This is a genomic window from Shewanella olleyana (assembly GCF_023283825.1).
Classification (GTDB): domain Bacteria; phylum Pseudomonadota; class Gammaproteobacteria; order Enterobacterales; family Shewanellaceae; genus Shewanella; species Shewanella olleyana.
Genome location: NZ_JAKILD010000017.1, coordinates 14988 through 38243 on the forward strand (window position 1 = coordinate 14988; position 23256 = coordinate 38243).

At 42.8% G+C, this 23256-nt stretch carries 22 protein-coding genes and 1 pseudogene; 15 read left to right on the top strand and 8 right to left on the bottom strand.

The window, feature by feature from the left end; genetic code table 11:
• The first annotated feature begins 36 nt into the window (after positions 1 to 36).
• On the top strand, positions 37 to 1656 hold the full coding sequence (locus L2735_RS12920) for a methyl-accepting chemotaxis protein (RefSeq protein WP_248985099.1): 1620 nt from the start codon (positions 37 to 39) through the stop codon (positions 1654 to 1656).
• Between the two features lie 146 nt (positions 1657 to 1802).
• On the opposite strand, the pseudogene L2735_RS12925 reads toward L2735_RS12920, so the two are convergent.
• Positions 1803 to 2018, bottom strand: a pseudogene (locus tag L2735_RS12925) (sodium/glutamate symporter); the annotation flags it as partial.
• A 17-nt stretch (positions 2019 to 2035) separates the two neighbouring features.
• On the opposite strand from L2735_RS12925, the gene L2735_RS12930 reads away from it, so the two are divergent.
• Together L2735_RS12930 and mog are read left to right on the top strand one after the other, a co-directional pair.
• A complete protein-coding gene (locus L2735_RS12930; protein ID WP_248985100.1) occupies positions 2036 to 2521 on the top strand; it encodes a C40 family peptidase in 486 nt (161 codons plus the stop codon).
• Between the two features lie 174 nt (positions 2522 to 2695).
• On the top strand, positions 2696 to 3229 hold the full coding sequence (mog, locus tag L2735_RS12935) for a molybdopterin adenylyltransferase (RefSeq protein ID WP_153912954.1): 534 nt from the start codon (positions 2696 to 2698) through the stop codon (positions 3227 to 3229).
• Between the two features lie 91 nt (positions 3230 to 3320).
• Here the strand turns inward: mog and L2735_RS12940 are convergent, their stop codons facing one another.
• The 4 genes from L2735_RS12940 to L2735_RS12955 all read right to left on the bottom strand — a co-directional run bounded on the left by L2735_RS12940 (position 3321) and on the right by L2735_RS12955 (position 7084).
• Positions 3321 to 3575, bottom strand: coding sequence for a hypothetical protein (locus tag L2735_RS12940; protein ID WP_248985101.1), 255 nt, complete (start codon positions 3573 to 3575; stop codon positions 3321 to 3323).
• 79 nt (positions 3576 to 3654) lie between these two features.
• On the bottom strand, positions 3655 to 4803 hold the full coding sequence (locus tag L2735_RS12945) for an ABC transporter permease (protein ID WP_248985102.1): 1149 nt from the start codon (positions 4801 to 4803) through the stop codon (positions 3655 to 3657).
• Positions 4803 to 5537: an ABC transporter ATP-binding protein gene (locus L2735_RS12950; RefSeq protein WP_248985103.1), complete on the bottom strand. Its 735-nt coding sequence runs from the start codon at positions 5535 to 5537 to the stop codon at positions 4803 to 4805. The genes L2735_RS12945 and L2735_RS12950 overlap by 1 nt, the downstream gene beginning before the upstream one ends.
• Before the next feature lie 2 nt (positions 5538 to 5539).
• Positions 5540 to 7084 (bottom strand): alpha/beta hydrolase, encoded by a 1545-nt coding sequence (locus L2735_RS12955; RefSeq protein WP_428848313.1) that lies wholly within the window; start codon positions 7082 to 7084, stop codon positions 5540 to 5542.
• A gap of 92 nt (positions 7085 to 7176) precedes the next feature.
• Here L2735_RS12955 and L2735_RS12960 point away from each other — a divergent pair, with 92 nt between their 5' ends.
• From L2735_RS12960 to L2735_RS12985, 6 genes are all read left to right on the top strand, one after another.
• Entirely contained in the window at positions 7177 to 7551 is a 375-nt protein-coding gene (locus L2735_RS12960) for a GntR family transcriptional regulator (RefSeq protein ID WP_248985104.1), read from the top strand.
• Positions 7552 to 7625: 74 nt separating this feature from the next.
• Complete coding sequence (locus L2735_RS12965) at positions 7626 to 8471, top strand: ABC transporter ATP-binding protein (RefSeq protein WP_248985105.1); 846 nt, start codon at positions 7626 to 7628, stop codon at positions 8469 to 8471.
• Positions 8472 to 8485: 14 nt separating this feature from the next.
• Entirely contained in the window at positions 8486 to 9793 is a 1308-nt protein-coding gene (locus L2735_RS12970) for a glycosyltransferase family protein (RefSeq protein WP_248985106.1), read from the top strand.
• 116 nt (positions 9794 to 9909) lie between these two features.
• Positions 9910 to 11703, top strand: coding sequence for an AMP-dependent synthetase/ligase (locus L2735_RS12975; RefSeq protein WP_248985107.1), 1794 nt, complete (start codon positions 9910 to 9912; stop codon positions 11701 to 11703).
• Positions 11704 to 12013: 310 nt separating this feature from the next.
• The gene (locus L2735_RS12980; protein WP_248985108.1) at positions 12014 to 12802 is read left to right on the top strand and encodes a lipase family protein; all 789 of its coding nucleotides are present in this window, start codon (positions 12014 to 12016) and stop codon (positions 12800 to 12802) included.
• A 102-nt stretch (positions 12803 to 12904) separates the two neighbouring features.
• The gene (locus L2735_RS12985; RefSeq protein WP_248985109.1) at positions 12905 to 13315 is read left to right on the top strand and encodes an acyl-CoA thioesterase; all 411 of its coding nucleotides are present in this window, start codon (positions 12905 to 12907) and stop codon (positions 13313 to 13315) included.
• Between the two features lie 77 nt (positions 13316 to 13392).
• On the opposite strand, the gene L2735_RS12990 is transcribed toward L2735_RS12985, so the two are convergent.
• Positions 13393 to 13824: an acyl-CoA thioesterase gene (locus L2735_RS12990; RefSeq protein ID WP_248985110.1), complete on the bottom strand. Its 432-nt coding sequence runs from the start codon at positions 13822 to 13824 to the stop codon at positions 13393 to 13395.
• A 156-nt stretch (positions 13825 to 13980) separates the two neighbouring features.
• Here L2735_RS12990 and L2735_RS12995 point away from each other — a divergent pair, with 156 nt between their 5' ends.
• Both L2735_RS12995 and L2735_RS13000 read left to right on the top strand, forming a co-directional pair.
• The gene (locus L2735_RS12995) at positions 13981 to 15222 is read left to right on the top strand and encodes a hypothetical protein (RefSeq protein WP_248985111.1); all 1242 of its coding nucleotides are present in this window, start codon (positions 13981 to 13983) and stop codon (positions 15220 to 15222) included.
• Entirely contained in the window at positions 15219 to 16217 is a 999-nt protein-coding gene (locus L2735_RS13000; RefSeq protein WP_248985112.1) for a Solitary outer membrane autotransporter beta-barrel domain, read from the top strand. Before L2735_RS12995 ends, L2735_RS13000 begins: the two co-directional genes overlap by 4 nt.
• Positions 16218 to 16333: 116 nt before the next feature.
• Here the strand turns inward: L2735_RS13000 and mtnC are convergent, their stop codons facing one another.
• A complete protein-coding gene (gene mtnC, locus L2735_RS13005; protein ID WP_248985113.1) occupies positions 16334 to 17014 on the bottom strand; it encodes an acireductone synthase in 681 nt (226 codons plus the stop codon).
• Between the two features lie 207 nt (positions 17015 to 17221).
• Between mtnC and L2735_RS13010 the strand changes: the two genes are divergently transcribed.
• Complete coding sequence (locus L2735_RS13010) at positions 17222 to 17665, top strand: dCMP deaminase family protein (RefSeq protein ID WP_248985114.1); 444 nt, start codon at positions 17222 to 17224, stop codon at positions 17663 to 17665.
• 97 nt (positions 17666 to 17762) lie between these two features.
• On the opposite strand, the gene hutI is transcribed toward L2735_RS13010, so the two are convergent.
• Positions 17763 to 18989 (bottom strand): imidazolonepropionase, encoded by a 1227-nt coding sequence (gene hutI, locus L2735_RS13015; protein WP_248985115.1) that lies wholly within the window; start codon positions 18987 to 18989, stop codon positions 17763 to 17765.
• Between the two features lie 218 nt (positions 18990 to 19207).
• Here hutI and hutC point away from each other — a divergent pair, with 218 nt between their 5' ends.
• The 3 genes from hutC to hutH all read left to right on the top strand — a co-directional run bounded on the left by hutC (position 19208) and on the right by hutH (position 23250).
• Positions 19208 to 19915, top strand: a complete 708-nt coding sequence (hutC, locus tag L2735_RS13020; RefSeq protein WP_248985116.1) for a histidine utilization transcriptional repressor HutC — start codon at positions 19208 to 19210, stop codon at positions 19913 to 19915.
• A gap of 117 nt (positions 19916 to 20032) precedes the next feature.
• Positions 20033 to 21706 carry a urocanate hydratase gene (gene hutU, locus L2735_RS13025; protein ID WP_248985117.1) on the top strand — a complete coding sequence of 558 codons (1674 nt, stop codon included), beginning with the start codon at positions 20033 to 20035 and terminating at the stop codon, positions 21704 to 21706.
• Positions 21706 to 23250, top strand: coding sequence for a histidine ammonia-lyase (gene hutH, locus L2735_RS13030; RefSeq protein WP_248985118.1), 1545 nt, complete (start codon positions 21706 to 21708; stop codon positions 23248 to 23250). The genes hutU and hutH overlap by 1 nt, the downstream gene beginning before the upstream one ends.
• Positions 23251 to 23256 lie beyond the last annotated feature (6 nt).

Here is a 23256-nt window from a genome sequence, read left to right on the forward strand (position 1 = left end):
GATATCCGTAATAAAAATAATAGCAAAGGATGGTATATGAGTTTAGGCTCCAAGATTATCGCGTTTTCAGTAGGTATATTTCTGGCATTCATTAGTACTGCTTTTTGGGGGTTACAAGCTTTATCGAGTTCTAGTGAAAGTGACAACATCGCTCGAATAAACCAACTAATGAAAAGTACCGTCAATATTGTTGAGCAGTTTGAACAGCTGGCTCAGTCAGGGCAACTTACTGAAACTCAGGCCAAACAGTATGCAAGCCAGCTACTCAGAGAAAATAAGTATCACGACTCAGAATATGTATATGTAGTAGATAATCAACTCGATTTTATCGCAGCGCCACACGATCCTCAATTACATGGCACCAGCTTTAATGACTTTCACGATGCTGATGGCAATAGCATAGGGCAAATGGTGCAACAACTCGTCGGCCAGCAAACCTCAAATATTATCACTTACCATTGGAGCTCAGAGCGTGATGGCCAAGTGGTGGACTTAACTTCAGTTGTGCAACAAACACCGGTATGGCATTGGTATGTGGGCACAGGTATCAGTTACGCTGAAGCTGACAGTCGTTATTGGTCGGTCGCAAAGTGGTTACTGACCTTTTCGATGATTATTGCCAGTGTTGCTACCATTTTATTAGTGCGTTTTGGCTTAAACTTACGTAATGCATTAGGCGCCGAAATTGAGCAAGTTCGACGATTTGTAATGGACGTTTCGCGGGGAGACTTAAAACAGAATCCGCAATTTACTTCAGCAGATAAAGACAGTGTTGTAGGTGCGATGAATTACATGCAGCTGGGCTTACAGGGCGTGGTGAAAGGAATTGGTGATGTCACCCAGCGCTTAAGTCTACAAACTCAAAATGCAGAGCAACAAGCTGCTGAATTAGATTCATTGACCAATGCCATGAATAGCGAAACCCAAATGGTGGCTTCATCAATTACTGAGCTGACCGCATCATCTGCTAATGTCGCAGAACTGGCAAAACATGCCGCCGAATCTGTTTACGCTGCCGAGCAGCAGGGTCAGCAAGCACATTTATTGACGCAACAATCGTCTGAAACTATCAATTTACTGGAGAGCCAAATTGATAACGCAGGACAAAATATTCAATTGCTTGATGATGAAGTGAATAATATTGCCAGTGTGTTGTCTGTTATCCAAAGTATTGCCGAACAAACTAACTTGTTAGCGCTAAATGCGGCAATTGAAGCTGCGCGGGCAGGTGATCAAGGCCGTGGATTTGCCGTAGTGGCAGATGAAGTGAGACAACTTGCTCAGCGAACGCAATCAAGCACCGAGCAAATTCATCAAATGATCGCCAAGCTTCAACATGCAACTCAAGATGCCAAGTTGTCAGTATCTCAAAGTGTGCAAACAAGCAGTCACACTGTCGAAAAGTCAAAGTTGGTGGCGGATGAATTGAGTAATATTGCGCAATCATTATCGGCTATCTCTTCAATGAGCGAGCAGATCTCTGTGGCGGCTCGTGAACAGTTGGCAGCAGGAGAGGATTCAGCTGAACGTATCACTGTTATTGCAGATACGGCGCAAAATACCTCGCAAGTTTCAGTTAAAGCCCATAATGCAACGGATGAAACTCAGCAACTTATTAGCCGTTTAGAAACTGAGATTAATAAGTTTTCTGTCTAATGATTATTTCAGATTACACTTATTCTGGTCGTGAATCTTTGATTACCATAAAATCTTTGCTTACCATAATAAGTACAGTCAAATAAAAAGGTCATCGATGGATGACCTTTTTTGCTGAGCTTTAGATTTTACTTCAAACGATTTTTTTACTGCATTAGCCCAATAAAATAAGGAATGATCAGCGCATTAGCTAAATCGATAAAGAAGGCGCACACTAAGGGTACGATAATAAAGGCTTGAGCTGAATAACCGTAACGCTGCGATACAGCTGACATGTTTGCCATTGCCGTAGGGGTCGAGCCAAGTGATATCCCGCCGAAACCTGAACAAATCACCGCAGCATCATAGTTTTTATCCATTACTCAGGCGGAAATAAAGCATGTTTAAAAAGATTGTTATCACGCTTATTAGCCTGCTACTTTCTGCTTGTGCCAGTCAAGTTGATACAAATGTTCCTATTCCCCCAAACTCTGCAGATATTCCCAGTGTCGATAGAGCACTCTGGAATGAGGCGCGGTTATTACAATTTCATCAGCAGTGGCAGGGCACACCATATCGATTAGGTGGGTTAACCAAAAAAGGCCTAGATTGTTCAGGTTTAGTGTATGTGGCTTATCAAGACTTGGTTGGACCCAGTATTCCAAGGACAGTTCAAGGACAAACTAGTCTAGGTACTCGCATTGTAAAGAGTGACTTACAAAGTGGTGATTTAGTCTTTTTTAAAACCACAGGCCGTGGTCGCCATGTAGGAGTGTATTTATCTGGTCATCGATTCTTACATGTGTCGACTAAAAAAGGCGTGATGATTTCGAGTATGGATAATGTGTACTGGAAGCCGCGCTATTGGTTTGCGAGTCGCCTTTAATGGCAAGTCTACAGATTGCGACGACAGATGGTTTAATTCTGTTGTTTCGTTAATTCAACTCTTGATCAATCTCTCCGCCTTAAAACTAAAACTGTGGTATTTTAGCCCCATCTAAAGTCTAAATGGTGATTTAGGCTTACAGCAATTTAAATGATCAAGTTTAAGGACCTAGTCATGACCAAAGCAAAAATCGGCATTGTTACGGTAAGTGATCGTGCAAGTGCAGGTATCTACGAAGATATTTCAGGTAAAGCGATTATTGATGTACTAAATGAATATTTAACCTCTGAATGGGAACCTGTTTATAAAGTGATCCCAGATGAAACTGCGGATATTGAAGCCACATTAATTGATATGGCAGATGTGCAAAACTGTAGTTTAATCGTGACGACTGGCGGTACAGGTCCTGCTAAGCGTGACGTAACACCTGAAGCGACTGAAGCAGTATGCGATCGCATGATGCCAGGTTTTGGTGAGCTGATGCGCGCTGAGTCATTAAAGTTTGTGCCAACGGCTATTTTATCGCGCCAAACGGCAGGTTTACGTGGCGACTCATTAATCGTCAACTTACCGGGTAAGCCTAAATCAATTCGCGAGTGTTTAGACGCGGTATTCCCAGCGATCCCTTACTGTATTGATTTAATGGATGGCCCATTCTTAGAATGTGACGAGTCTGTGATTAAGCCATTCAGACCGAAAGCTAAGTAATCGTAACAACTCACTTTAAGTGATTAAAAAGTCCGTTTAACTTAATCAGTTAAACGGGCTTTTTGTTACCGTTATGATGTATCTATTAGAGTTAAAGACTGTTTATCTGTTGCTTTAACTCATTAGCTGGATCAGTGGCAAGCTTTTCAAGCACTTGAATACGTTGTTGTAAAGCTTGGTTTTGCTCTTTTAGCTGCTCAACTTGCTTGTGTAATTGTTTACCACTACTCGAGTTTACTAAAGGGCCCAAGTGATTATGTTTAAAGTAATGCTTAAACAATTCACTGGCAGTAGTGCCAACAGTAATCACAATGACTAAAGCTACAATGGTGTATTCTTGTTCCATAACAGACTCCTTCCTATATGAGGGTTTAGCATGATGAGCAAGCTTGGTATTCAACCCTGCCTATGCATGCCATTAACGTTTACAAACCAAATACTACTTTCTCGCTTTTCAGCAGTTTCTCTAGTCCTAATGCCAGTGCAATTGACAGTACCAGTGTGGCGCTAGATGACACCAGTAATTGCAGCATCGGGATTTCACGACCTTTAATAAAGGCCATAAGTGCTTGTTGCTGACCAGAAACTGGCAGCCATTCAAGTACATCGGGTGCAATGTTGTAGCTGGCAGCTATCGATAATGCCGCTGGCACAAATAACACTATGGTTAAATATGATTGTGCTTCTTTAAAGCTTTTAGCCATAAACGACACAAACAGTTGTAAGGTTGCTGCCATAATGGCTAGCGGAGTACCAATAAATAGCATGAGACCCATAAAGTCTGGCGAGATATTCACGCTAAAACCAAGCTCTTGCCAAGGCACAAAGGTGTAGGCAATCTTCGACACAATCAGGATGAGTAATAATCCCAGCAACGCAAAGCTGGTCACTGCGATAATCTTACCTAATACTAGCTGCCTAGTGCTGATAGGGTGGCTTAGCAATAAGGCGAGTGAGTTACGCTCACGCTCACCGGCACTGGTATCAATGGCCAGATTCATTCCTGAAATAAATACCGAGTAAATCATGGTGAAAATCGCAATCCCTAGAATAAAGCCGCCTTTTGAATCAGGGGTTGCCTGATCTTCAACAATCACTTTGATAGGCTGCACTACTACAGGGTTAATCCCCCGTGCAATCAGACGCAAACTACCCATTTCGCTACTGTAAGCTTGTAGTTGCTGCTCAACGCGGCGAATTGATTGCTGCAGTTTCTCATTAGAGTTATCAGCAATCAGAGTGATTTCAGCAGGCTTAGCTTTTGCCATTTGCGCTGCATATTCATCACTGATGATCAACTCGATATCTTTGACATCTTTTGCGACAACACCTTCGTCAGTAGAGGCATTAATGCCGCGGTTATTCAGAAAGCGCACTAAGTCTGGTGCATTGTTGCCGTTAGTGATCTTAATGGAGAGATCTTCCGGGCTCGATAGTTGACCAATCAACACCATAAACATGCCGCACATTAATAGCGGTGTACCGATGGCATAATATAAACCTGCCATTACAGAGCGTTTATCACGCATGGCGTCGATAAGTTCTTTACGAACCATAGCTAGGATAGTTTTCATTAGGCTGCGATCCCTTCGTCAGTACCAATTAATTCGATAAATGCATCTTCAAGTGACTCTTTGCCAGTTTGTTGGCAAAGCTCTTCTGGACTGCCTGTGGCAACCACTTTACCGTCGGCCATGACAATCACTTGGTCACATAGTGCAGCGACCTCTTGCATCACATGGCTTGAAAACAGCACACAATGGCCAGCGGCTTTAAGGGATAATAAGATGTCACGTAATAATCGCGTGCTCATTACATCTAAACCACGGGTTGGTTCGTCCAAAATAATATTGGTTGGCTTGTGCACAATAGCCTGAGCCAATGCAGTTTTCATCCGCTGTCCTTGGGAAAACCCTTTACAACGGCGGTCAGCAATATCTTCTAGCTTGAGCTGATTAATCACGTTTTGAGTCGCTTGTTTGGCATCAGCTTTTGACATTCCGCTGAGTTCGGCAAAATAGCTGATATATTCCCGTGGCGATAAACGCTCGTATAGACCAAAAGGGTCAGGGAATAACCCTAATTGAGCCTTGGCTTTAGTAGGCTCTTTAGCGACATCAATACCATCAATTTCAGCATGACCTTCATCTGCGGCGAGTAAGCCAAATACTGTACGAAGACAGGTGGTTTTACCTGCGCCATTTGGGCCAAGTAAGCCAGTAATGTGTCCGTCATGGGCGCTAAAGCTGAGGTTATCAAGTGCTTGTACGTCACCAATTTTCTTTGATAAGTTCTTTACAGTAATCATGATTATTCTTCCTCTGCTGAAGCTTGGATCACTTCAACGGTGTTGGCATTTAAGTAAAAGCTTCGACGAACATCTTTTTCTAAACACTCCCCGTCGACGTTATCTAACGAGCCTGTTTTCACGAGATCAGCAATCAGATCATTACCACAGCTTTGGTAGGCAACCCCATGAGTAGCAAATGCTGAGGTAAAGTGTTTGGCATTGGTGAGTTTTTCGGTGGCCATGTCACCCCAACTTGGTGGGGTTGCTGGGTCTAATTCACCTGATAGCAATAATGTTGGAATATCGCTTTCGATGGCATCACTAAAACTACTATCCACTTGTGGCATGTTCCAAACACTGCAGGTGGCTTCTAAGCCCTCAATCATGGTGCGTCCCATGTAAGAGTCTTTAGCCTGCTCGCGAATTGCATCAGTGACGCGGTGAATATCCTCAGCACAAACCACAGAAGCGTGCATTCCCATTGCAATACCTGTGCTATCAGAGGTTAGGGCATATATCCCTAATACTGGCTGATAGTTACCTTGTGATGCTTGATGAATAGCATGAGGAAGCAACGAGCGAATGTTGGGCATATATAATGCCATGCGAATCGCACCATTAAATTTTCCTCGAGTGAGCAAGAAGCTGGCGACCTCATTGGTTTGCGGGTCTCGAACTTGTGCCTCAATAGGGGCTTCAGCTAGCGCATTATCGACAGTGGTAAAGTCTTGCTCAAGGGTAGGGAATTGTTCACCGCATAAGCTATTTTGCTGACAATCTTTAAAAAGCAGTGCGTAACCTCGGTCAATGGCTTTGCCAATGGCGATAACACTTTGCTGCATTGGCACCACACCATCTAAGGTGACAGTTGCAAGTGCTTGTGGATATTCACGCATATAAAGTTGCGCCATACGGGTGCCGTAAGATACGCCATATAAATGCAGTTTTTCATAGCCTAAGTGTTGGCGAATAGCTTCAAAGTCAGTTAATGCCGTTAAGCTACCGTATTGGGTCACATCAGCATCTATTTTATCTAAACAAGCTTGGGTATCTTTTACATAGTCCATGTCGTCGTCATTAAACGACAGCACTGACATATTATCGTCTTCGCAGGCTAATATGTTGGATTGTCCCGTACCGCGCTGATCAATTAGCAGGATATCGCGGTCTTGACGTACTTTCGCCAGCACGCGATCAAACCCAGCGGCATTTTCAATGGCTGATTGACCTGGTCCACCTGCAATAGCAAGCATGGCTTGGGTTTTAAAGCTGGGCTTTATCGCGGGTAATACTGCGTAATGGACAGCAATCTTTTTGCCGTCTGGCTTGGCCGGATTTTCTGCAACTAATAATGAACCGCATTGTACTTGCTCAGATAACCCATCGACATAACAGCTCGATAGTGGTGCAGAATTGATTTCAGTGTCATCTGCCATCGCTGAGAAACTTAACACAGACAGTAAACCAACTTGAATTGCGCTAATAAGCTTTGATTTTCGAGCTAATAAGCTTGGTTTGCTTACCTTGTTATAGGTTCCTTGCAACATAACTTTCCCGATGTTCATAACATCTTTCCTTTTTGCATTTCAGGATGATTGTGGTAACGTAACATTAGTGTATCGGTGTATCAATGTATTAATACAGTAAGTAAAGGCTAATGCTAGAACTAATAAAAGTCAACCCCAGTAGTGGCGAACCTATTTATCGACAATTGCATGAACAAATCGTGCGATTGATTGTGGGCGGCCAATTACCTGTCGACCAAGTGTTGCCATCAGTGAGACAACTTGCTGAACATTTAGCCGTGAATCCGATGACCGTTTCCCGTGCCATTCAGCAATTGGTTGAACAAGGCTGGCTTGAGCGTCGTCGTGGTCAACCTACGCGTGTGGCCAACAAACAAAATGCGCCAACAACCTCGAGTTTGCAGTTATTAGCCCCCCAAGCCAATGATTTAATTAGCCAAGCCAAACAATTGGGCATCAGCTTAGATGAATTACAGGTGCTAATTAACCAGCAGTGGAATAAGTGAGCGTAATAAAATAACCCAAGCGCCAGCTCAACAGTCAAAGTGATATCGCGAGTAAGATAACAAGGAACAAGTTAATGGACAGCAGCTCTGAAGCAATTCTTGAGTTTAACCAAGTCGATAAACGATTTGATGACAAGGCAGTATTATCGCAACTGAGCTTTAGTTTATCAGCCGGAATGGTGGTGGGCCTGTTGGGGCAAAATGGCGCGGGTAAATCGACCTTAATGCGTGCAGCCCTTGGGATACTCGATATTGAAGCCGGCGAAATCATCACCTTAGGCGAACCTGCGGCAAAACTTTCAACTGAGGCTAAAGCCAAAATTGGTTATGTACCGCAACAACCTTTTGGTTATGAAGGCTTTACTGTTGCCAGTGCATTAGAGCTTCACAGTAGCTTTTATCCTGAATGGGATAAGTCGCTAGAATTAGATTGGTTAAGTCGCTTTGGGCTTGAAGCTAAGCAACAAGTACAAAAATTATCTGTAGGTCAACGCCAATCATTAGCCTTAATTATGGCGATGGCTTATCGTCCGCAATTACTTATTCTTGATGAACCGGTCGCCAGTTTAGACCCCATTGTACGTCGTCAATTCATGAGTGACTTGTTCGAGCTTGCTTTAGAGTCTGGTTCAGCCGTGCTGTTTTCATCGCACATTACTTCGGATTTAGAGCGTGTCGCCAGTCATGTGGCTTTAATTAAACAGGGCGAGTTAGTGCTGTTTAAAGAAATCGATGCCATGCGTGAAGAAGTGACTTTAGTTCAGCTTGCTGAAAATCAACCTGTACCAGATGGTGTCAGAGTGCTGAATCGAAACCAGCAACAAGTGCTGGTGGACAATGCTGATCAAGTTGAAATAGCGGGTGTATTAAACAAAACCACACTCAATTTAGAGCAACTGTTCATGGAATTACACCGATGAATAGCCGAAATCCCATGACCAACTCACAAATCAAGACGAGTAAAGGTGCATTTCGTAACCCATATAAAGGTTTTTACTCGATATGGATCCGCGACTTTGGCAGTTTGAGCTTCTTAGTGTTGGCTTTACTTGGGTTAGGACTTACCGCACTGACGTTACTTACCCAACCTGAAAAAGTTGAAATGATAAATCTTACTTTGGGGATGACCATTTTATCAGTCTCCACCTCTGTGGCTTGGCAGTTTATTAAATTGACTGCCAGTGAGCACGCAGTGCTTATTCCGCATTACCGTACGCAAGTAATGGTTCAATCCATTAGTGTTTTTATTCTGATGTCATTGATTTGCTACATAGTATTTGAGTCCACTGAGCAGAAGAGCATAGGGGTATTAATGCTGTTTTTCAGTATTGGTATGGGATTTATTTATGCGTGTTTAATCAAGCCACAGCGATTTAACTTATCGGTATTTGTGTTTGTATTTATCCCTCTGGCACCCGAAGTGATCGTGTATTTACCTGAAGCGGTTGTGAGTTATTTAGTGCTTCTTCCTGTGCTACTTGGCTTTTTAATTGATAGACAATTATTACGTTTAAGCTGGAATGACGATGCCAGAGCTATTTATTTGAACGGCATAGAAACTGGTTGGATGATTGGTCCTATTGCAGGGCAAAATCGCTGGTTTATGAAATTGAGTCGTTATCTGCATCCTGCAAGCTACTTTGTTGGCCCGATGCTCGGCATGATATTAATTGCTGCACCTATTTTGAGTGTTGCAGCTATTTTTCTGTCAGCTTATATGGAAGCTGATATACCCGTATTAATGGTCTTGTCACAATTAATTATTATGGCGAGCTGCTTAATTCACTGGACACGTGTTCAACGTTGGCGCTCTGCTGAAACGCTTTATATGCTGCCTAATTTTAGTGGTAAAACGGGTTTAATAAGTCAGTTTTTTAATTCTCAATTACGTTTGTTGGCCGTTGTGATTGTTATCATGTCACTGATTTCATTAATTTCAGCTCAGTTTAATTCACAAATTACGCTAATGGTCGGCTTACATGTCGTCGCCTGTACGACTTGGGCATCTGGCTTAGCACTTGCTTTTGGCTGCATGAGTCGTTCGGTGCTTCAAGTGAGTTTCTCAATGCTTGTCGTGATTTTTAGCTCAGTATGGTTATCGACGTCGCTTGTTACCTTGCGAGAAGATAATGGCTTAAGTCTCGGATATTATTGGGGAGATCTTGGGTTACTGCTGTTAATGGCTGTTTTACTCGTTATCAGTAAAAACAAATTATGGAAAAATGGTGTTGCTTGTTTGTAAAAATAAGCCGTAATCTGTGAATTGGCACTGATTTAGACTAAAAACGCTTATTTTTCTGTGTGGCTTAAAGTAGAATGCAAAAAGCGGAACACTTGTAAGCTAAAAGGTAATTATTAATGTCTCTCGAACAATTTCATTTAGTCAGACTTCTACAGCAGCAAAGTAAAGCGTTAGAAGATAACATCGCACTCGAAGGATTTGAGATGGCAGCACCATGGAACAAAGTTTCATGGAGTCAGTTTGATACGATTACTAATAAAGTGGCACAGCTGTTAATTGATTTTGGCCTTCAAGCACAAGAAAAAGTTGTGATTGTGGCGCAAAACAGCCCGCAATGGAGCTGTGCTGATATCGGCGCATTAAAAGCCCGCGCGGTTGTGGTACCTGTTTACCCAACCAGTCCAATGGAACAAGCGGTATTTATTACCAACGATGCCCGCGCTAAAGTTATTTTTGCTGGCGATGAAAGCCAATACGCCACTGCTTGTAAAATTCAGGCACAATGCCCGAGTGTTGAACACGTTGTGGTATTCGATAGCCAAGTTAAATTAGCTTCTGACGAACACTTCCATTTTGATGATTTATTAATTGCAGAGACCACGCCTGCAAGTAAAGAAGAGCTTGAATTACGTTTATCGCAAACCAGCTTAGATGACCTACTTACCCTTATTTATACTTCAGGTACCACTGGCGATCCTAAAGGGGTGATGCTGGATTACCGCAACATTGCTTCTATGGTTGAACAGCATGATTCCGAAATTGCTTTTAAAGCAGGTGATGTGTCATTGGCATTTTTACCATTAAGTCATGTTTTTGAACGTGGCTGGAGCTTCTACGTATTGTGTCGTGGTGGACACAACGTCTACCTTTCTGACACTAACCGCGTTAAAGAAGCGATTGCAGAAGTTCGTCCCCATACTTTATGTGTCGTGCCGCGCTTCTTAGAAAAAGTGTATAGCGCGGTTCACGACAAAGTGAATAGTGCACCAGCAATTCGTCAAAAGTTATTTAACTGGGCTATTGGTGTGGGTTCGCGTCAGTTTGAAGTTAGCCAAGGCCGTAAAAAAGCTAGCACCGCATTATCGGTACAATGGAAACTGGCGAACAAACTAGTTTTTAGCAAATTACAGAATGTATTAGGTGGCCGCCTTAAGTTTATGCCTGTCGGCGGCGCGGCGTTAGATGTGAATGTTGGCGGATTTTTCCACAGCATTGGCGTACCAATCCTATGTGGTTATGGTATGACAGAAACCACTGCCACAGTGACTTGTAATACCCTTGATAACCGCGTTTCTGGTTCAAACGGTAAGCCTCTTCATGCAATGGAAGTGAAAATCGGTGCTAATAATGAAATCTTAGTACGTGGTGATACGGTTATGCGTGGTTACTACAACCGCCCAGAAGATACCGCAGAAGCATTTGAAGATGGTTGGTTAAAAACCGGTGACGCAGGCATGTTAGATGCTGAAGGTAATTTGTACATTACCGACCGTATTAAAGAGCTAATGAAAACCTCAAATGGTAAGTATATTGCGCCGCAACGTGTAGAAGGTAAGGTCAGCTGTTGTCCGTTCATCGAGCAAGTCGCTATTGTTGCAGATGCGCGTAACTATGTTTCAGCGTTAATTGTTCCTGCGTTTGAGTCTTTAGATGCGTGGGCAAAAGAGAAAGGTATTAGCTACGAGTCACCGCTTGAGCTACTTCGTAATTCATATGTGGTTGAACTTTTTGAGCAGCGCTTGAAAGAGATGCAGCATGAACTTGCAGGTTTCGAACAAATTAAGAAGTTTACTTTATTACCAGAAGCATTCTCGATGGAGTCGGGCTTAATTACTCCAACCATGAAGCTGCGCCGTAAGAAGATTTACTCTAAGTACATGAATGAAATCGATGCTATGTATGCTAAATAGCATGGGCGTTTAATAAAATATTCGCAGAGAAAAGGACACCTTAGGGTGTCCTTTTTTATTAGTTCGAACTGCGTATAATACGATGAGTAGCTGTAGTGCATGAGGTTATTGGATTAGCAGGGTATTAATTGGCGGGAAAACATCATGAGATCTATTTATCAGATATTCGCCGCGCAGCGCCAGAGAACTGGAGAACAGTAATTCGTCAGCCTTATCACACTGTCAGTTAACGCGCGAGTAAATAGCATCACACTAGTGTCATAGAAAAGCCCTATCCTCAATTCAGTTTGCCTAACTGAACCTGCTACTTTTGAAAAAACTTAAACGCTATCAATACGAACGTTATGCTGTTTTGTGCAAGGTGACCTACCGCGCTGACTTCGCGCCAGAGAAATTAGGTTTTTCACCTGAGCATTATCGTGAAATTGCCAATCGCTGGGGTAACGTTTGCGCTCGTATTTTGTGGCGTGAAGATAAAAAAGAAGTGCTGGTGGTATTTCGCGGTTCTCAAACTATGAACGAGTGGCTGATAAATTGCCAGTGCTGGCCCAAAACCAAACAGTTTGCTGATACTAAGTATAATGTTCATGCTGGATATGATTATTTATTAGAGCAGAAAACCAATCCGATCCCGCCTCATTACGATCCTAATGTCAGCTTGTTTTCTCAACTGCAGATGGTGTTATACCCATTGATTATAGCGGGTAAAAGAATATCACTGACGGGGCACTCTTCAGGTGGCTCAATGGCGATTTTAGCCGCAGACAGATTAGAGCGTTTGTATCCAAACTCGATTAAGCGTGTGGTGACATTTGGCCAGCCATCACCAGGGTTTAAAAGCTTTCAAAAAGCCTACCTATTACATCGACGTACTTACCGTATCTGCTGTGATATTGATGTCGTGACATTTTTGCCGCCGTTGCCTGGGATATTTTTCCATGTGGGCAAAATGCTATGGCTGCACAATGAACGTATTTATGAAAATACCTCACCGGTAAAACGGTTTGTGTTGAGCTTTTTCAGTTGGATAGTGTCACCGTTTGCATTTCATTACATGCACAAATACATTCGCAATAAAGACTTCTTTGATGACATCTAATATTTTGACCCTAGGCTGACACTGACTTACACTGCGGGCTGTTTTATTAAGCGCTTAATCAAAGCGAGTAATAAAGGTTGCCAATAATAATAAGAGGTCAGCATGGAAGATACCCAATTCAGTTTATCGCTAACGCCACGGTTTTGTGAGACAGACGCACTCGGTCATATCAATAATACTGTTATTCCTGTGTGGTTTGAGGCGGCGCGCGAGCCTATTTTTGAGATAGTGAATCCAGGGCAAGACTTAGCCAAGTGGAATATGATCATTGCAGGTTTCACCATCGCTTTTAATGCGCCAACTTTTTATGGCAAAGAAGTGACGGTGAAAACCCATATTAGCCGCGTCGGCAATAGTAGTTTCGAGATTGCACAAAGCTGCTGGCAAAATGGTCGCCAAACTGCTGAAGCCAAAACTACGATGGTGCATTACAACTACCAAACCGAAAAAAGCCAACCTATGTCTGATGAGGTTAAAGCGCAACTCGCTGCACTGACCGGTGAGATTGAGTAGATTATAGAGGTAGGTTTCTTATCTTTTTAAAGCCCTTTATTTTTAATGCACAAAATACAGGGCTTTTTATTGGGTGGCTATTCGGCCACTTTATGCTGTTCCAGCGCTGCTAATAGTTCTGGTGTCAGCTTGGCTTTTTGACCTGTCTTGAAATTAAACATCACTACATTGGCAGTTCCTGTGGTAGTCACTGCTTGTTGCGCCTTGCTAAAAATTTTGTAGTGCATGATAAAGCGGTCTTCTTTTACATCACTGATGTTAACGCTGACCAATAAAGTATCTGGAAAAGTCACCGGTCGCTTATATCTTGCTTGGGTCTCGCTTAACACTGGGCCGACGGCGGTTTTTTCAAGTTCTGCCATCATGTTTATCTGGCTAAAAAAATCAATTCTGGCTGTTTCGAAATAGCGAAAATACACCACGTTATTGACGTGATTAAGTGCATCCATCTCGCCCCAAGCAACGGGTATTTCGGTGATAATTGAATGCTGCTGGATGAACTGTTCCATATAAATGTTGCTCCCTGATAAAGAAGTTAAACGACTGTTTGATTTTAATTGAGATTAACAGGCATAGGCTGGTTCAACAAGTAGGGAATGCTTTGCTATCGATTCGGCAATATGTTTTGATATTGTTAATCAATCATTTGCTATGGAATGCACAGTTTGAACTCTTTTGATTACCCACGTTTACAGCAATTACTTTATCGACCAATGGTGAGTGCCAAAGCCTTACCTGGAGCGATTTTGGGTTATATCCAATCCACTATCAATAAGTTGACTGTGGCGCAAAAGCTGTACTTCATTGCCTTCATATTAATGTTTACCACTGAAGGGGTGACGTTGGTGGGGATCATTGCCATGATAGCAATGATGATTGAGTTTTGGCCCTTGTTCACTAAAACTTGGCATAGCTTGGCAGGGAAAGCCTTTCTGCTGCTGTTTTACGCCATTATCGCTAACTTTTCGTTAGTGTGGGCAGCTTCTGTCGTTAATGAAGTTTCAGGCGTTGATGCTGATCATTTAACCTATACCCACAACTTAGTGATTTTGCTGTATATGCCAGTATGGTTTGTACTGGTGAGCGGAGTCGCCTTAATGCTGCTGCAAGCGGTTATTCCAATTTACTTTGTGTTGATGCCGTTATTGAATTTGCTTGGGGTCAAATCAATACGCTTTACTAACAGTGAGTACTACCGGAAACGCACTATATTGCTACGGATGATATTAGCGTATGTGGTGTTAGCTAACCTATATTTATTAAGTGATATTGAAAACACCTTTGAAGCCAGTGATCCCAGAGCCAAAATGATCAAGTTGTTAGAACAAGAAACAGGTCAAAAACCAGAGGATATTAATGCTGGTTTACAGAAGCTCTCAGCCGTTGGTGCCAAAATTGCCGAAGCTAATACTGAGGTAGATGCTGAGGGAGAGATAGAGGTAATTTCAGCTGATGAGAATAATGACAAAGCAAGTCTTAGCTCTAAAGAGCCCATGCCTGCTGCGGATTCTGTGACTTCGAACTCGAACGAAGATACTCATCCTGATATCGCTGCAAGCACTCAAAAAGTGATTGAGGGTGCAGTTCAGCAATCAATTAAACAAGTACAACAAAACAATACTACACGTTTGAGTGTCGGGGCTGATGAAGCTGCTGAGCGGCGTTACGATATCATTCGAGAGAGTTATCGTTTGATGGTCAGAATGACAATCGCCAATTTTATTTATTATTTTGAGGGTAATCAGTTTTCGCGTTGTGAGTCTCAAGTTAATAGCAAAGTGGTTGAGTTGAATGACTATGAGATATTAGAAATCACGCCAACAAACGCAGATGAAAGTCGCTACGGTTATGACTTTTTAGTTAAAACCTGTGTATCTCCTGCATTTCCAGCAAAAGGGGAAAAATGAATAAACTTAATGGTGCTGTATTACTCTTTGTTGGATTAATGCTAGCGAGCAAGCCTGTATCGGCTAATGTTGATGTAACGCTTGATCAGAGTTTAAGTGATATCACCAAAGGGAATATTGCCTCTGCGATAGTGTTATCTGATGCCGGTTTGGTCACACTTGGTGTGGTCAACTTTGACCCCAATAATATAATCGATCTGGATGGTGTTGATGCGGGCTCTGCTGAGTCAGTTCAGCGCCGTAAAGAGCTGAATGTCTATTCTATACCTTGGGAAAGTGATTGGCTGGGGGAGCCAGAAAGCTGGCAAACAGCGAGTTTTATTAAGTTCTCTTATATTAATTCAAAGCAGTCGATTCAGATTTCAGAACGAGAAAATCAAATCGATAAGTTAAGTGAAGAAAGCTACTTACTGTTTGGTGAACAACGCTGGAAATATCAATTAAATCAAGATTGGTGGCTACAATTTGGCTTAGGTGCGCACCTTGTTTGGTATGATAATGACTTTGCTTATAGTGATGATACTGCCGAATATCGTGAGTTGCTAGATGGCAATTTGTTTAATACTAGCTTTGGTGCATGGATGATAGATCCTTCAATACAATTGCATTATCAAAATACCCTTTGGGGTAATCAATGGCAGTATATTAGCCGTTTTAGTTATGCTTTTGGTGACATAATTAAAACCGACTCTGATTTTCAGTCTGGCTCGCCTAATGTGGGGCGATTCAGTAATACCTTTATTTATCATTATCCTTTGCCTGAGCTGATGGCGTATAAAAATGAGATGCGTTTTTTGTTTAAACGCATCGATTTATCTGGCGATGCTGTCGATACCATGGGCACCAGTCATTATTATGAAACCGGTCTGGGCTGGATAGTTGAAACTCCATCACTTTCATCTTGGCTGACCAATGTGGGTATTGGTGTAACAGTCAATATCGATAGTGCGTTAAGCGGTGGCAGTGTGGTGTTGTTGTTTAATGAAGATATTTGATGATTGAGATATTTGATGTTTGAGATAGTCGGTAATCATCGCTTTAATACCAATATTGAGGCACAAAAAAACGACCATGTAGGTCGTTTTTTTATCGCTAAAATTGTTTAAGTATATTAATCAATTTTCAGTGCTGAAAAATCACTAATTTGAGTGAATTTAGCGGTTTTCTGATTATCAAAACGCACCATCTGGACAGTATGTAATCCTGCCGCATCAGCTGCTTTTAACTCTTCTACGACATCAGAGACAAACAGAACCTGTTTTGGACTTAAACTGATCGTGTTTAGAATATTGCAGTAGGCTTGCTTATCTAATTTGTTACCCGTACGAGTATCAAAGTGGCCACTGAATTTAGGCGTTAAGTCACCAGCGTCACTGTGGCTGAATAGCATTTTTTGCGCTTCAGCTGAGCCAGACGAGAAACTATAAATACGGATGTTAGCAGCTTCAATATGTGGAATAGCATCAATGAAGTCAGGGTAAATGTGACCAGTGAACTCACCACTTGCGTAGCCTTGCTTCCAAATAAGGCCCTGAAGGGTTTTAAGCGGAGTGGCTTTACGGTCTTCATCAATCCAAAGTGATAGGATTTCTGTTACGCGTTCAATAGATGCATCTTGTTCTAATGCAAGGTCACGAACGTCGCTAATACAGTATTCAACTAATGGGTTATGTTGATTTTTCTCAAGAAAATCACCCATAGCGTTCTTTGAATACGGGAATAGTACATCTTGAATAAAATCTAGATCAGTCGTGGTGCCAGCTGTATCTACGATAATCGCTCTAATACCCATAATGTCTACGTACTCCAATCCTTAAATATGCTTGACCAAGATCCTAAGCTTTATTAGGTCTGATGGCTAGTCAATTTGAACAACAAAGATGAGGATTACTCAAATCAATGATATTACAACGTTAATAGCTGCCAATACTGTTCAGTTTAGGTATTATGAATAAACGATGTAGTGATAATTGAATCAGTAACTCAAAGGGTACAGGCTATGATTTCAAAATGGGCAAAACGATTCTTTCAGATGGCTGAGCTTGTCGGTTCATGGAGTAAAGATCCGTCAACACAAGTCGGCGCTGTTATTACCAAGCATAATCGTATCGTGTCAGTGGGTTTTAATGGCTATCCTCATGGAATTTCGGATAGTGCAGAGACCGATGATCGAGATATGAAGTTACTTAAAACCCTTCATGCAGAAGAAAATGCCATTCTGTTTGCAAAGCGAGACTTAGATGGTTGTGATATTTGGGTTACCCATTTCCCATGCCCTAACTGCGCAGCCAAAATCATTCAAACTGGGATAACAGCAGTTTTCTGTCCTGAGCAGAGCGAAGACTTTTTGTCACGGTGGGGCGATAAGATTAAAGTCAGCCAAGATATGTTTCTTCAAGCGGGTGTAAAAGTGAACTGGCTTCCTGTTCATGAGCTTGAATAGTGCTAGCTCTTTTGATTAGCAACAGTATCTAGCAACACAACTTACCAAAACTAAGCCGACATTTCGTCGGCTTTTTATTTTCCACTGAAAAGCGCAATCATTGATGCACCAGCTGGCCATTCTTAATCACTTCTTTGCATGGGTTGACGCCGTATGAGTAGGCAAGTTGTGCTGGGGTAGTGATATCCCATAAGCAGAAGTCTGCCTGCATTCCTTCAGAAAGTACCCCTAAGTTTTGTTCAATACCTAGTGCTTTTGCTGCATTTATCGTAGTACCTTTCAGTGCTTCTTCTGGAGTTAATCTAAATAAAGTACAAGCCATATTTAGCATCAGTAAAGTGGAGCAAATCGGTGATGAACCAGGGTTAAAATCACTTGCTACAACTATTGGCACTTGGTGTTGACGTAATAACTCAATGGGCGGCACTTGGGTTTCACGTAAAAAATAAAATGCGCCGGGTAATAGAGTCGCGCAAGTGCCACTGGCTGCTAATGCTTTTACGCCAGCTTCATCTAAGTATTCAATATGATCCACCGATTTAGCGCCAAGCTTTGCTGCCATAGCTGAACCGCCCATATTGGATAATTGCTCTGCATGGAGTTTGATTTCAAGTCCCGCATCTTTCGCGGCAGTGAGTACTCGCTCGGTTTGGTCTAAGTTGAAGGCGATATTTTCACAAAAAGCGTCAGCGGCATCAGCTAAACCTTGCTCGATAACAGCAGGCAGCATGTCGTTGATGACTAAGTCAACATAGCCTTCAACATTATCTTTAAACTCAGGCGGAATCGCATGAGCACCAAGGAAGGTGGTTTTCACATCGACATGATGATGTTTGCCAAGCTCGCGGGCCACTTTCAAAAGTTTGATTTCAGTCTCGGTATCTAGGCCATAACCAGACTTTATCTCAACGGTGGTGACACCTTCTTTGGCTAAGGCATTTAAGCGTTGACGGCCTAACTCAAATAATTCTGCTGCATCGGCTTCACGACAGGCTTTTACGGTAGAAATAATACCGCCGCCAGCGCGAGCAATATCTTCATAGCTGGCGCCTTCGAGGCGCATTTCAAACTCATTGGCGCGGCTACCTGCAAAGACTAAGTGGGTGTGTGCATCAATTAATCCTGGAGTTAGCCAGCCACCTTTACCGCGATAGACAGGGATATCAAACACATCGAATTCAGGTAAATCTTTACGCTGTCCAATCCAAGCAATTTTGCCATCTTTTACTGCTAAAGCGGCGTCGGCAATTGCACCATAAGCGGCTGAATTTGTTGGATCCATTGTAGCGATATTGACGTCAATCCAAACATGATCCCACGACATGGCAACTCCGTTCTCTGTAAATTTTTATTATTAAAGTGACAAAACAATACTTGTTTTTACTTGTATATACAAGGTAAGGTGAAAGCCGAGTTTTTAGTCACTCAGTGGTTTAAAACATCAATGTCACCATGATATCGGTGTTGTTTACTGCAATAAAGCCCAGTGACAAACAAGTTCATCGATGACGGTGAATGAAATAACCACCAATGGATAAGACGATGGCACTAGCAAAATTTGAATTAATTAAGCAGTACATTTTAGCGCGTATTGAATCTGGCGAATGGCAAGAGAATGACCGCGTGCCATCAGAAAATCAGTTAACTGACTTAATGGATTGCAGCCGGATGACGGCGCGCCGTGCATTAACAGAATTAGTCGAGTCCGGTGTGTTAGAGCGAAGCCAAGGTTTAGGTACGTTTGTGGCAGGGCTTAAATCACAATCCTCTTTATTGGCTATTCGTAACATTGCCGATGAGATTAAAGATCGTGGCCATGGATATAGTGTTAAGCAATTAGAGTTATCACAAGTGAGTGCAGAAGGCGCAGTGGCGATATCACTGGGATTAGAAGAAGGCAGCCCTGTATTTTACTCAGTATTAGTCCATTGCGAACAAGATCAGCCCTTACAAGTAGAAGAACGCTATGTTAATCCTGCAATGATCCCTGATTACTTAAAGCAAGATTTCAATCAGCTTACTCCCCATGAATATTTATCTAAGGTCGCACCGCTGACAGAGGCCCGTCACACAGTGGAAGCAGTGATTGCCAGTGAACAAACCCAGCAGCGACTTGCGATAGCAGCAACCGAGCCATGTTTACAAATTATACGCCGCACCTGGTCCCGTAAAGGTGTGGTGAGTTTTGCCCGATTAACCCACCCAGGCAGTAAATTCAGCTTAGGTGGTCATTTAACGTTTAATCGATAACAAGTGATTAATTATAAAAAAGAAAGTCAAACCGACAAGCCATTAGGTATGAGATATCAAGTGTTTGATATCAATAATAAATAGTGCTGCGGTTGAAGATTAATAAAAGGAAAAAGCATGAACAATAGACACGACCCTAGCCGCAATATTATTGCGCCTCACGGTACGACACTCGCGTGTAAAAGCTGGCTAACCGAAGCGGCAATGCGAATGTTGATGAATAACTTACATCCTGACGTTGCTGAGAGACCTGAAGATTTAGTGGTGTACGGTGGTATTGGCCGTGCTGCGCGTGATTGGCAATGCTATGACAAAATTATTGAAGTACTGCAGCGTCTTGAAGACGATGAAACGCTTTTAGTGCAATCGGGTAAACCTGTCGGCGTATTTAAAACTCACAGCAATGCGCCGCGAGTGATTATTGCTAACTCAAACCTAGTACCACATTGGGCTAATTGGGAACATTTTAACGAGCTTGATAAGAAAGGTTTGGCCATGTACGGCCAAATGACTGCAGGCTCGTGGATTTATATTGGTACTCAAGGAATTGTGCAAGGCACTTATGAAACCTTCGTTGCCATGGCAAACCAGCATTTTGATGGTAGCGCTGCAGGTAAGTGGATTCTAACAGGTGGTCTTGGTGGTATGGGCGGCGCACAACCGCTTGCTGGCACCATGGCGGGTTACTCAGTACTGGCATGTGAAGTCGACGAAACTCGTATTGATTTCCGTCTACGTACTCGTTACGTCGATAAAAAAGCCACTTCATTAGATGAAGCATTAGCCATGATTGATGAAGCGAATGCTTCAGGTAAACCTGTATCTGTAGGCTTATTAGCTAATGCTGCTGATATTTTTGCGGAATTAGTTGCGCGCGGTGTAACGCCAGATGTGGTCACAGACCAAACATCAGCACACGATCCATTAAACGGTTATTTACCTCAAGGCTGGACGTTAGAGCAAGCGGCTGAAATGCGTAACACCGATGAAGCTGCTGTGATTAAAGCGGCTAAACAGTCAATGGCTGTTCAAGTTAAAGCGATGTTAGCACTGCAAGCATCGGGCGCGGCAACAACCGATTATGGCAATAACATTCGTCAGATGGCATTTGAAGAAGGTGTTGAAAATGCCTTTGATTTCCCTGGCTTTGTTCCTGCCTATGTTCGCCCACTGTTTTGTGAAGGTATTGGCCCATTCCGCTGGGTAGCTTTATCTGGTGATCCTGAAGATATTTATAAAACCGATGCCAAGGTTAAAGAGCTTATTCCTGATAACCCGCATTTGCACAATTGGTTAGATATGGCGCGTGAGCGCATTGAGTTCCAAGGCTTACCTGCACGTATTTGTTGGGTAGGGCTGAAAGACCGTGCTCGTTTAGCGTTAGCCTTTAATGAAATGGTTAAAAACGGCGAGCTGTCAGCGCCGATCGTCATTGGTCGAGATCATCTCGATTCAGGCTCTGTAGCCAGTCCAAACCGTGAGACTGAGTCAATGCTTGATGGCTCTGATGCAGTATCTGATTGGCCATTAATGAATGCACTATTGAATACGGCAAGTGGCGCTACTTGGGTGTCTCTGCACCATGGTGGCGGCGTTGGTATGGGCTTCAGTCAACATTCTGGTGTAGTGATTGTCGCTGATGGTAGTGATGATGCGGCTCAAAGATTAGGTCGAGTGTTATGGAACGACCCTGCTACGGGCGTAATGCGCCATGCTGATGCTGGATATGATATCGCGATTGACTGTGCTGAAGAGCAAGGTCTTGATTTACCAATGCAAGGAGTGAAGTAATGACGGCGACACAACATAGATTATTGCTAAACCCAGGTACTTTATCATTAGCTCAGTTACGTAAAATTGGCCGTGGATCAGTACATATTACCTTAGCTGAAGAAGCTAAAGCTGATATCAACACCAGCGCCGGTTTAGTTCAGCAGGTGTTGGATGAAGGTCGCACCGTTTACGGCATTAACACAGGTTTTGGTTTACTCGCGAACACCAAAATTGCGCCGGAAGATTTACAGTTACTACAACGCTCGATTGTGTTGTCACATGCTGCTGGTACTGGACAATACATGCAAGATGCGACAGTGCGTTTGATGATGGTGTTAAAGATTAACTCATTAAGCCGTGGTTTTTCAGGTATTCGTTTAGAGGTGATTAACTTCCTTATCCAGCTGGTCAATGCGGGGGTTTATCCGTGTATTCCTGAAAAGGGCTCAGTGGGTGCATCGGGCGATTTAGCACCACTTTCGCACATGTGTTTACCAATGTTAGCTGAAGGTGAAATGAGCTACCAAGGCCAGATTATCACCGCGGCAGAAGGGCTTGAAATTGCAGGGCTTAAACCAATTGAGCTTGCTGCTAAAGAAGGTTTAGCGTTATTAAATGGCACCCAAGCATCAACGGCGTTAGCGCTTGAAGGCTTATTCCATGCAGAAGACTTATTTGCTGCTAGTTCGGTGATTGGTGCAATGAGTGTTGAAGCTGCTATGGGCAGTCGTAGCCCATTTGATGCACGTATCCATGCTGCTCGCGGTCAAAAAGGCCAGATTGATTCCGCTGCGATTTTCCGTAATTTACTGGGTGATGAGTCTGAAATCAGTGCAAGTCACGTTGATTGTGAAAAAGTACAAGATCCTTATTCACTGCGTTGTCAGCCGCAAGTGTTAGGCGCATGTTTGACTCAAATTCGTCATGCCGCTGAAGTATTGGCGGTTGAATCTAATGGCGTGACTGATAACCCATTAGTATTTCAAGATACTGGCGACATTATCTCAGGTGGTAATTTCCATGCTGAACCAGTAGCCATGGCTGCTGATAACTTAGCGATTGCTATTGCTGAACTTGGTTCAATTGCCGAGCGCCGTATTGCATTGTTAATTGATTCTAGCTTATCTAAGTTGCCTCCATTCTTAGTGGAAAATGGCGGAGTAAACTCAGGGTTTATGATTGCCCAAGTGACAGCTGCGGCACTAGCATCAGAAAACAAAACTTATGCTCATCCAGCTTCGGTAGACAGTTTACCGACTTCGGCAAACCAAGAAGATCATGTTTCTATGGCGACATTCGCTGCGCGTCGCTTACGTGATATGTCTGAGAATACTCGTGGTGTACTAGCAGTTGAGCTACTTGCTGCAGCACAAGGGCTCGATTTTCGTAAGCCTTTAGCCCCAAGTGATGCCGTGGCAAGCGCCAAAGCGGAGTTGCGTGAAGTGGTTGATTATTATGACAAAGACCGTTTCTTTGCCCCAGATATCGATAACGCCACTGACTTGCTTTATACAGCTAGTTTTAATCGCTATTTGCCTGCTGGGCTATTACCGAGCTTTTAATTAGCG

Coding starts and splice junctions, on each gene's coding strand:
- L2735_RS12970 (WP_248985106.1), top strand. CDS start 8,486: ATGACCAACTCACAAATCAAGACGAGTAAAGGTGCATTTCGTAACCCA.
- L2735_RS12975 (WP_248985107.1), top strand. CDS start 9,910: ATGTCTCTCGAACAATTTCATTTAGTCAGACTTCTACAGCAGCAAAGT.
- mtnC (WP_248985113.1), bottom strand. CDS start 17,014: ATGGGTATTAGAGCGATTATCGTAGATACAGCTGGCACCACGACTGAT.
- L2735_RS12955 (WP_428848313.1), bottom strand. CDS start 7,084: ATGAACATCGGGAAAGTTATGTTGCAAGGAACCTATAACAAGGTAAGC.
- mog (WP_153912954.1), top strand. CDS start 2,696: ATGACCAAAGCAAAAATCGGCATTGTTACGGTAAGTGATCGTGCAAGT.
- hutI (WP_248985115.1), bottom strand. CDS start 18,989: ATGTCGTGGGATCATGTTTGGATTGACGTCAATATCGCTACAATGGAT.
- L2735_RS12930 (WP_248985100.1), top strand. CDS start 2,036: ATGTTTAAAAAGATTGTTATCACGCTTATTAGCCTGCTACTTTCTGCT.
- L2735_RS12940 (WP_248985101.1), bottom strand. CDS start 3,575: ATGGAACAAGAATACACCATTGTAGCTTTAGTCATTGTGATTACTGTT.
- L2735_RS13000 (WP_248985112.1), top strand. CDS start 15,219: ATGAATAAACTTAATGGTGCTGTATTACTCTTTGTTGGATTAATGCTA.
- L2735_RS13010 (WP_248985114.1), top strand. CDS start 17,222: ATGATTTCAAAATGGGCAAAACGATTCTTTCAGATGGCTGAGCTTGTC.
- L2735_RS12920 (WP_248985099.1), top strand. CDS start 37: ATGAGTTTAGGCTCCAAGATTATCGCGTTTTCAGTAGGTATATTTCTG.
- L2735_RS12965 (WP_248985105.1), top strand. CDS start 7,626: ATGGACAGCAGCTCTGAAGCAATTCTTGAGTTTAACCAAGTCGATAAA.
- L2735_RS12985 (WP_248985109.1), top strand. CDS start 12,905: ATGGAAGATACCCAATTCAGTTTATCGCTAACGCCACGGTTTTGTGAG.
- L2735_RS12990 (WP_248985110.1), bottom strand. CDS start 13,824: ATGGAACAGTTCATCCAGCAGCATTCAATTATCACCGAAATACCCGTT.
- hutU (WP_248985117.1), top strand. CDS start 20,033: ATGAACAATAGACACGACCCTAGCCGCAATATTATTGCGCCTCACGGT.
- L2735_RS12950 (WP_248985103.1), bottom strand. CDS start 5,537: ATGATTACTGTAAAGAACTTATCAAAGAAAATTGGTGACGTACAAGCA.
- L2735_RS12960 (WP_248985104.1), top strand. CDS start 7,177: ATGCTAGAACTAATAAAAGTCAACCCCAGTAGTGGCGAACCTATTTAT.
- hutC (WP_248985116.1), top strand. CDS start 19,208: ATGGCACTAGCAAAATTTGAATTAATTAAGCAGTACATTTTAGCGCGT.
- L2735_RS12945 (WP_248985102.1), bottom strand. CDS start 4,803: ATGAAAACTATCCTAGCTATGGTTCGTAAAGAACTTATCGACGCCATG.
- hutH (WP_248985118.1), top strand. CDS start 21,706: ATGACGGCGACACAACATAGATTATTGCTAAACCCAGGTACTTTATCA.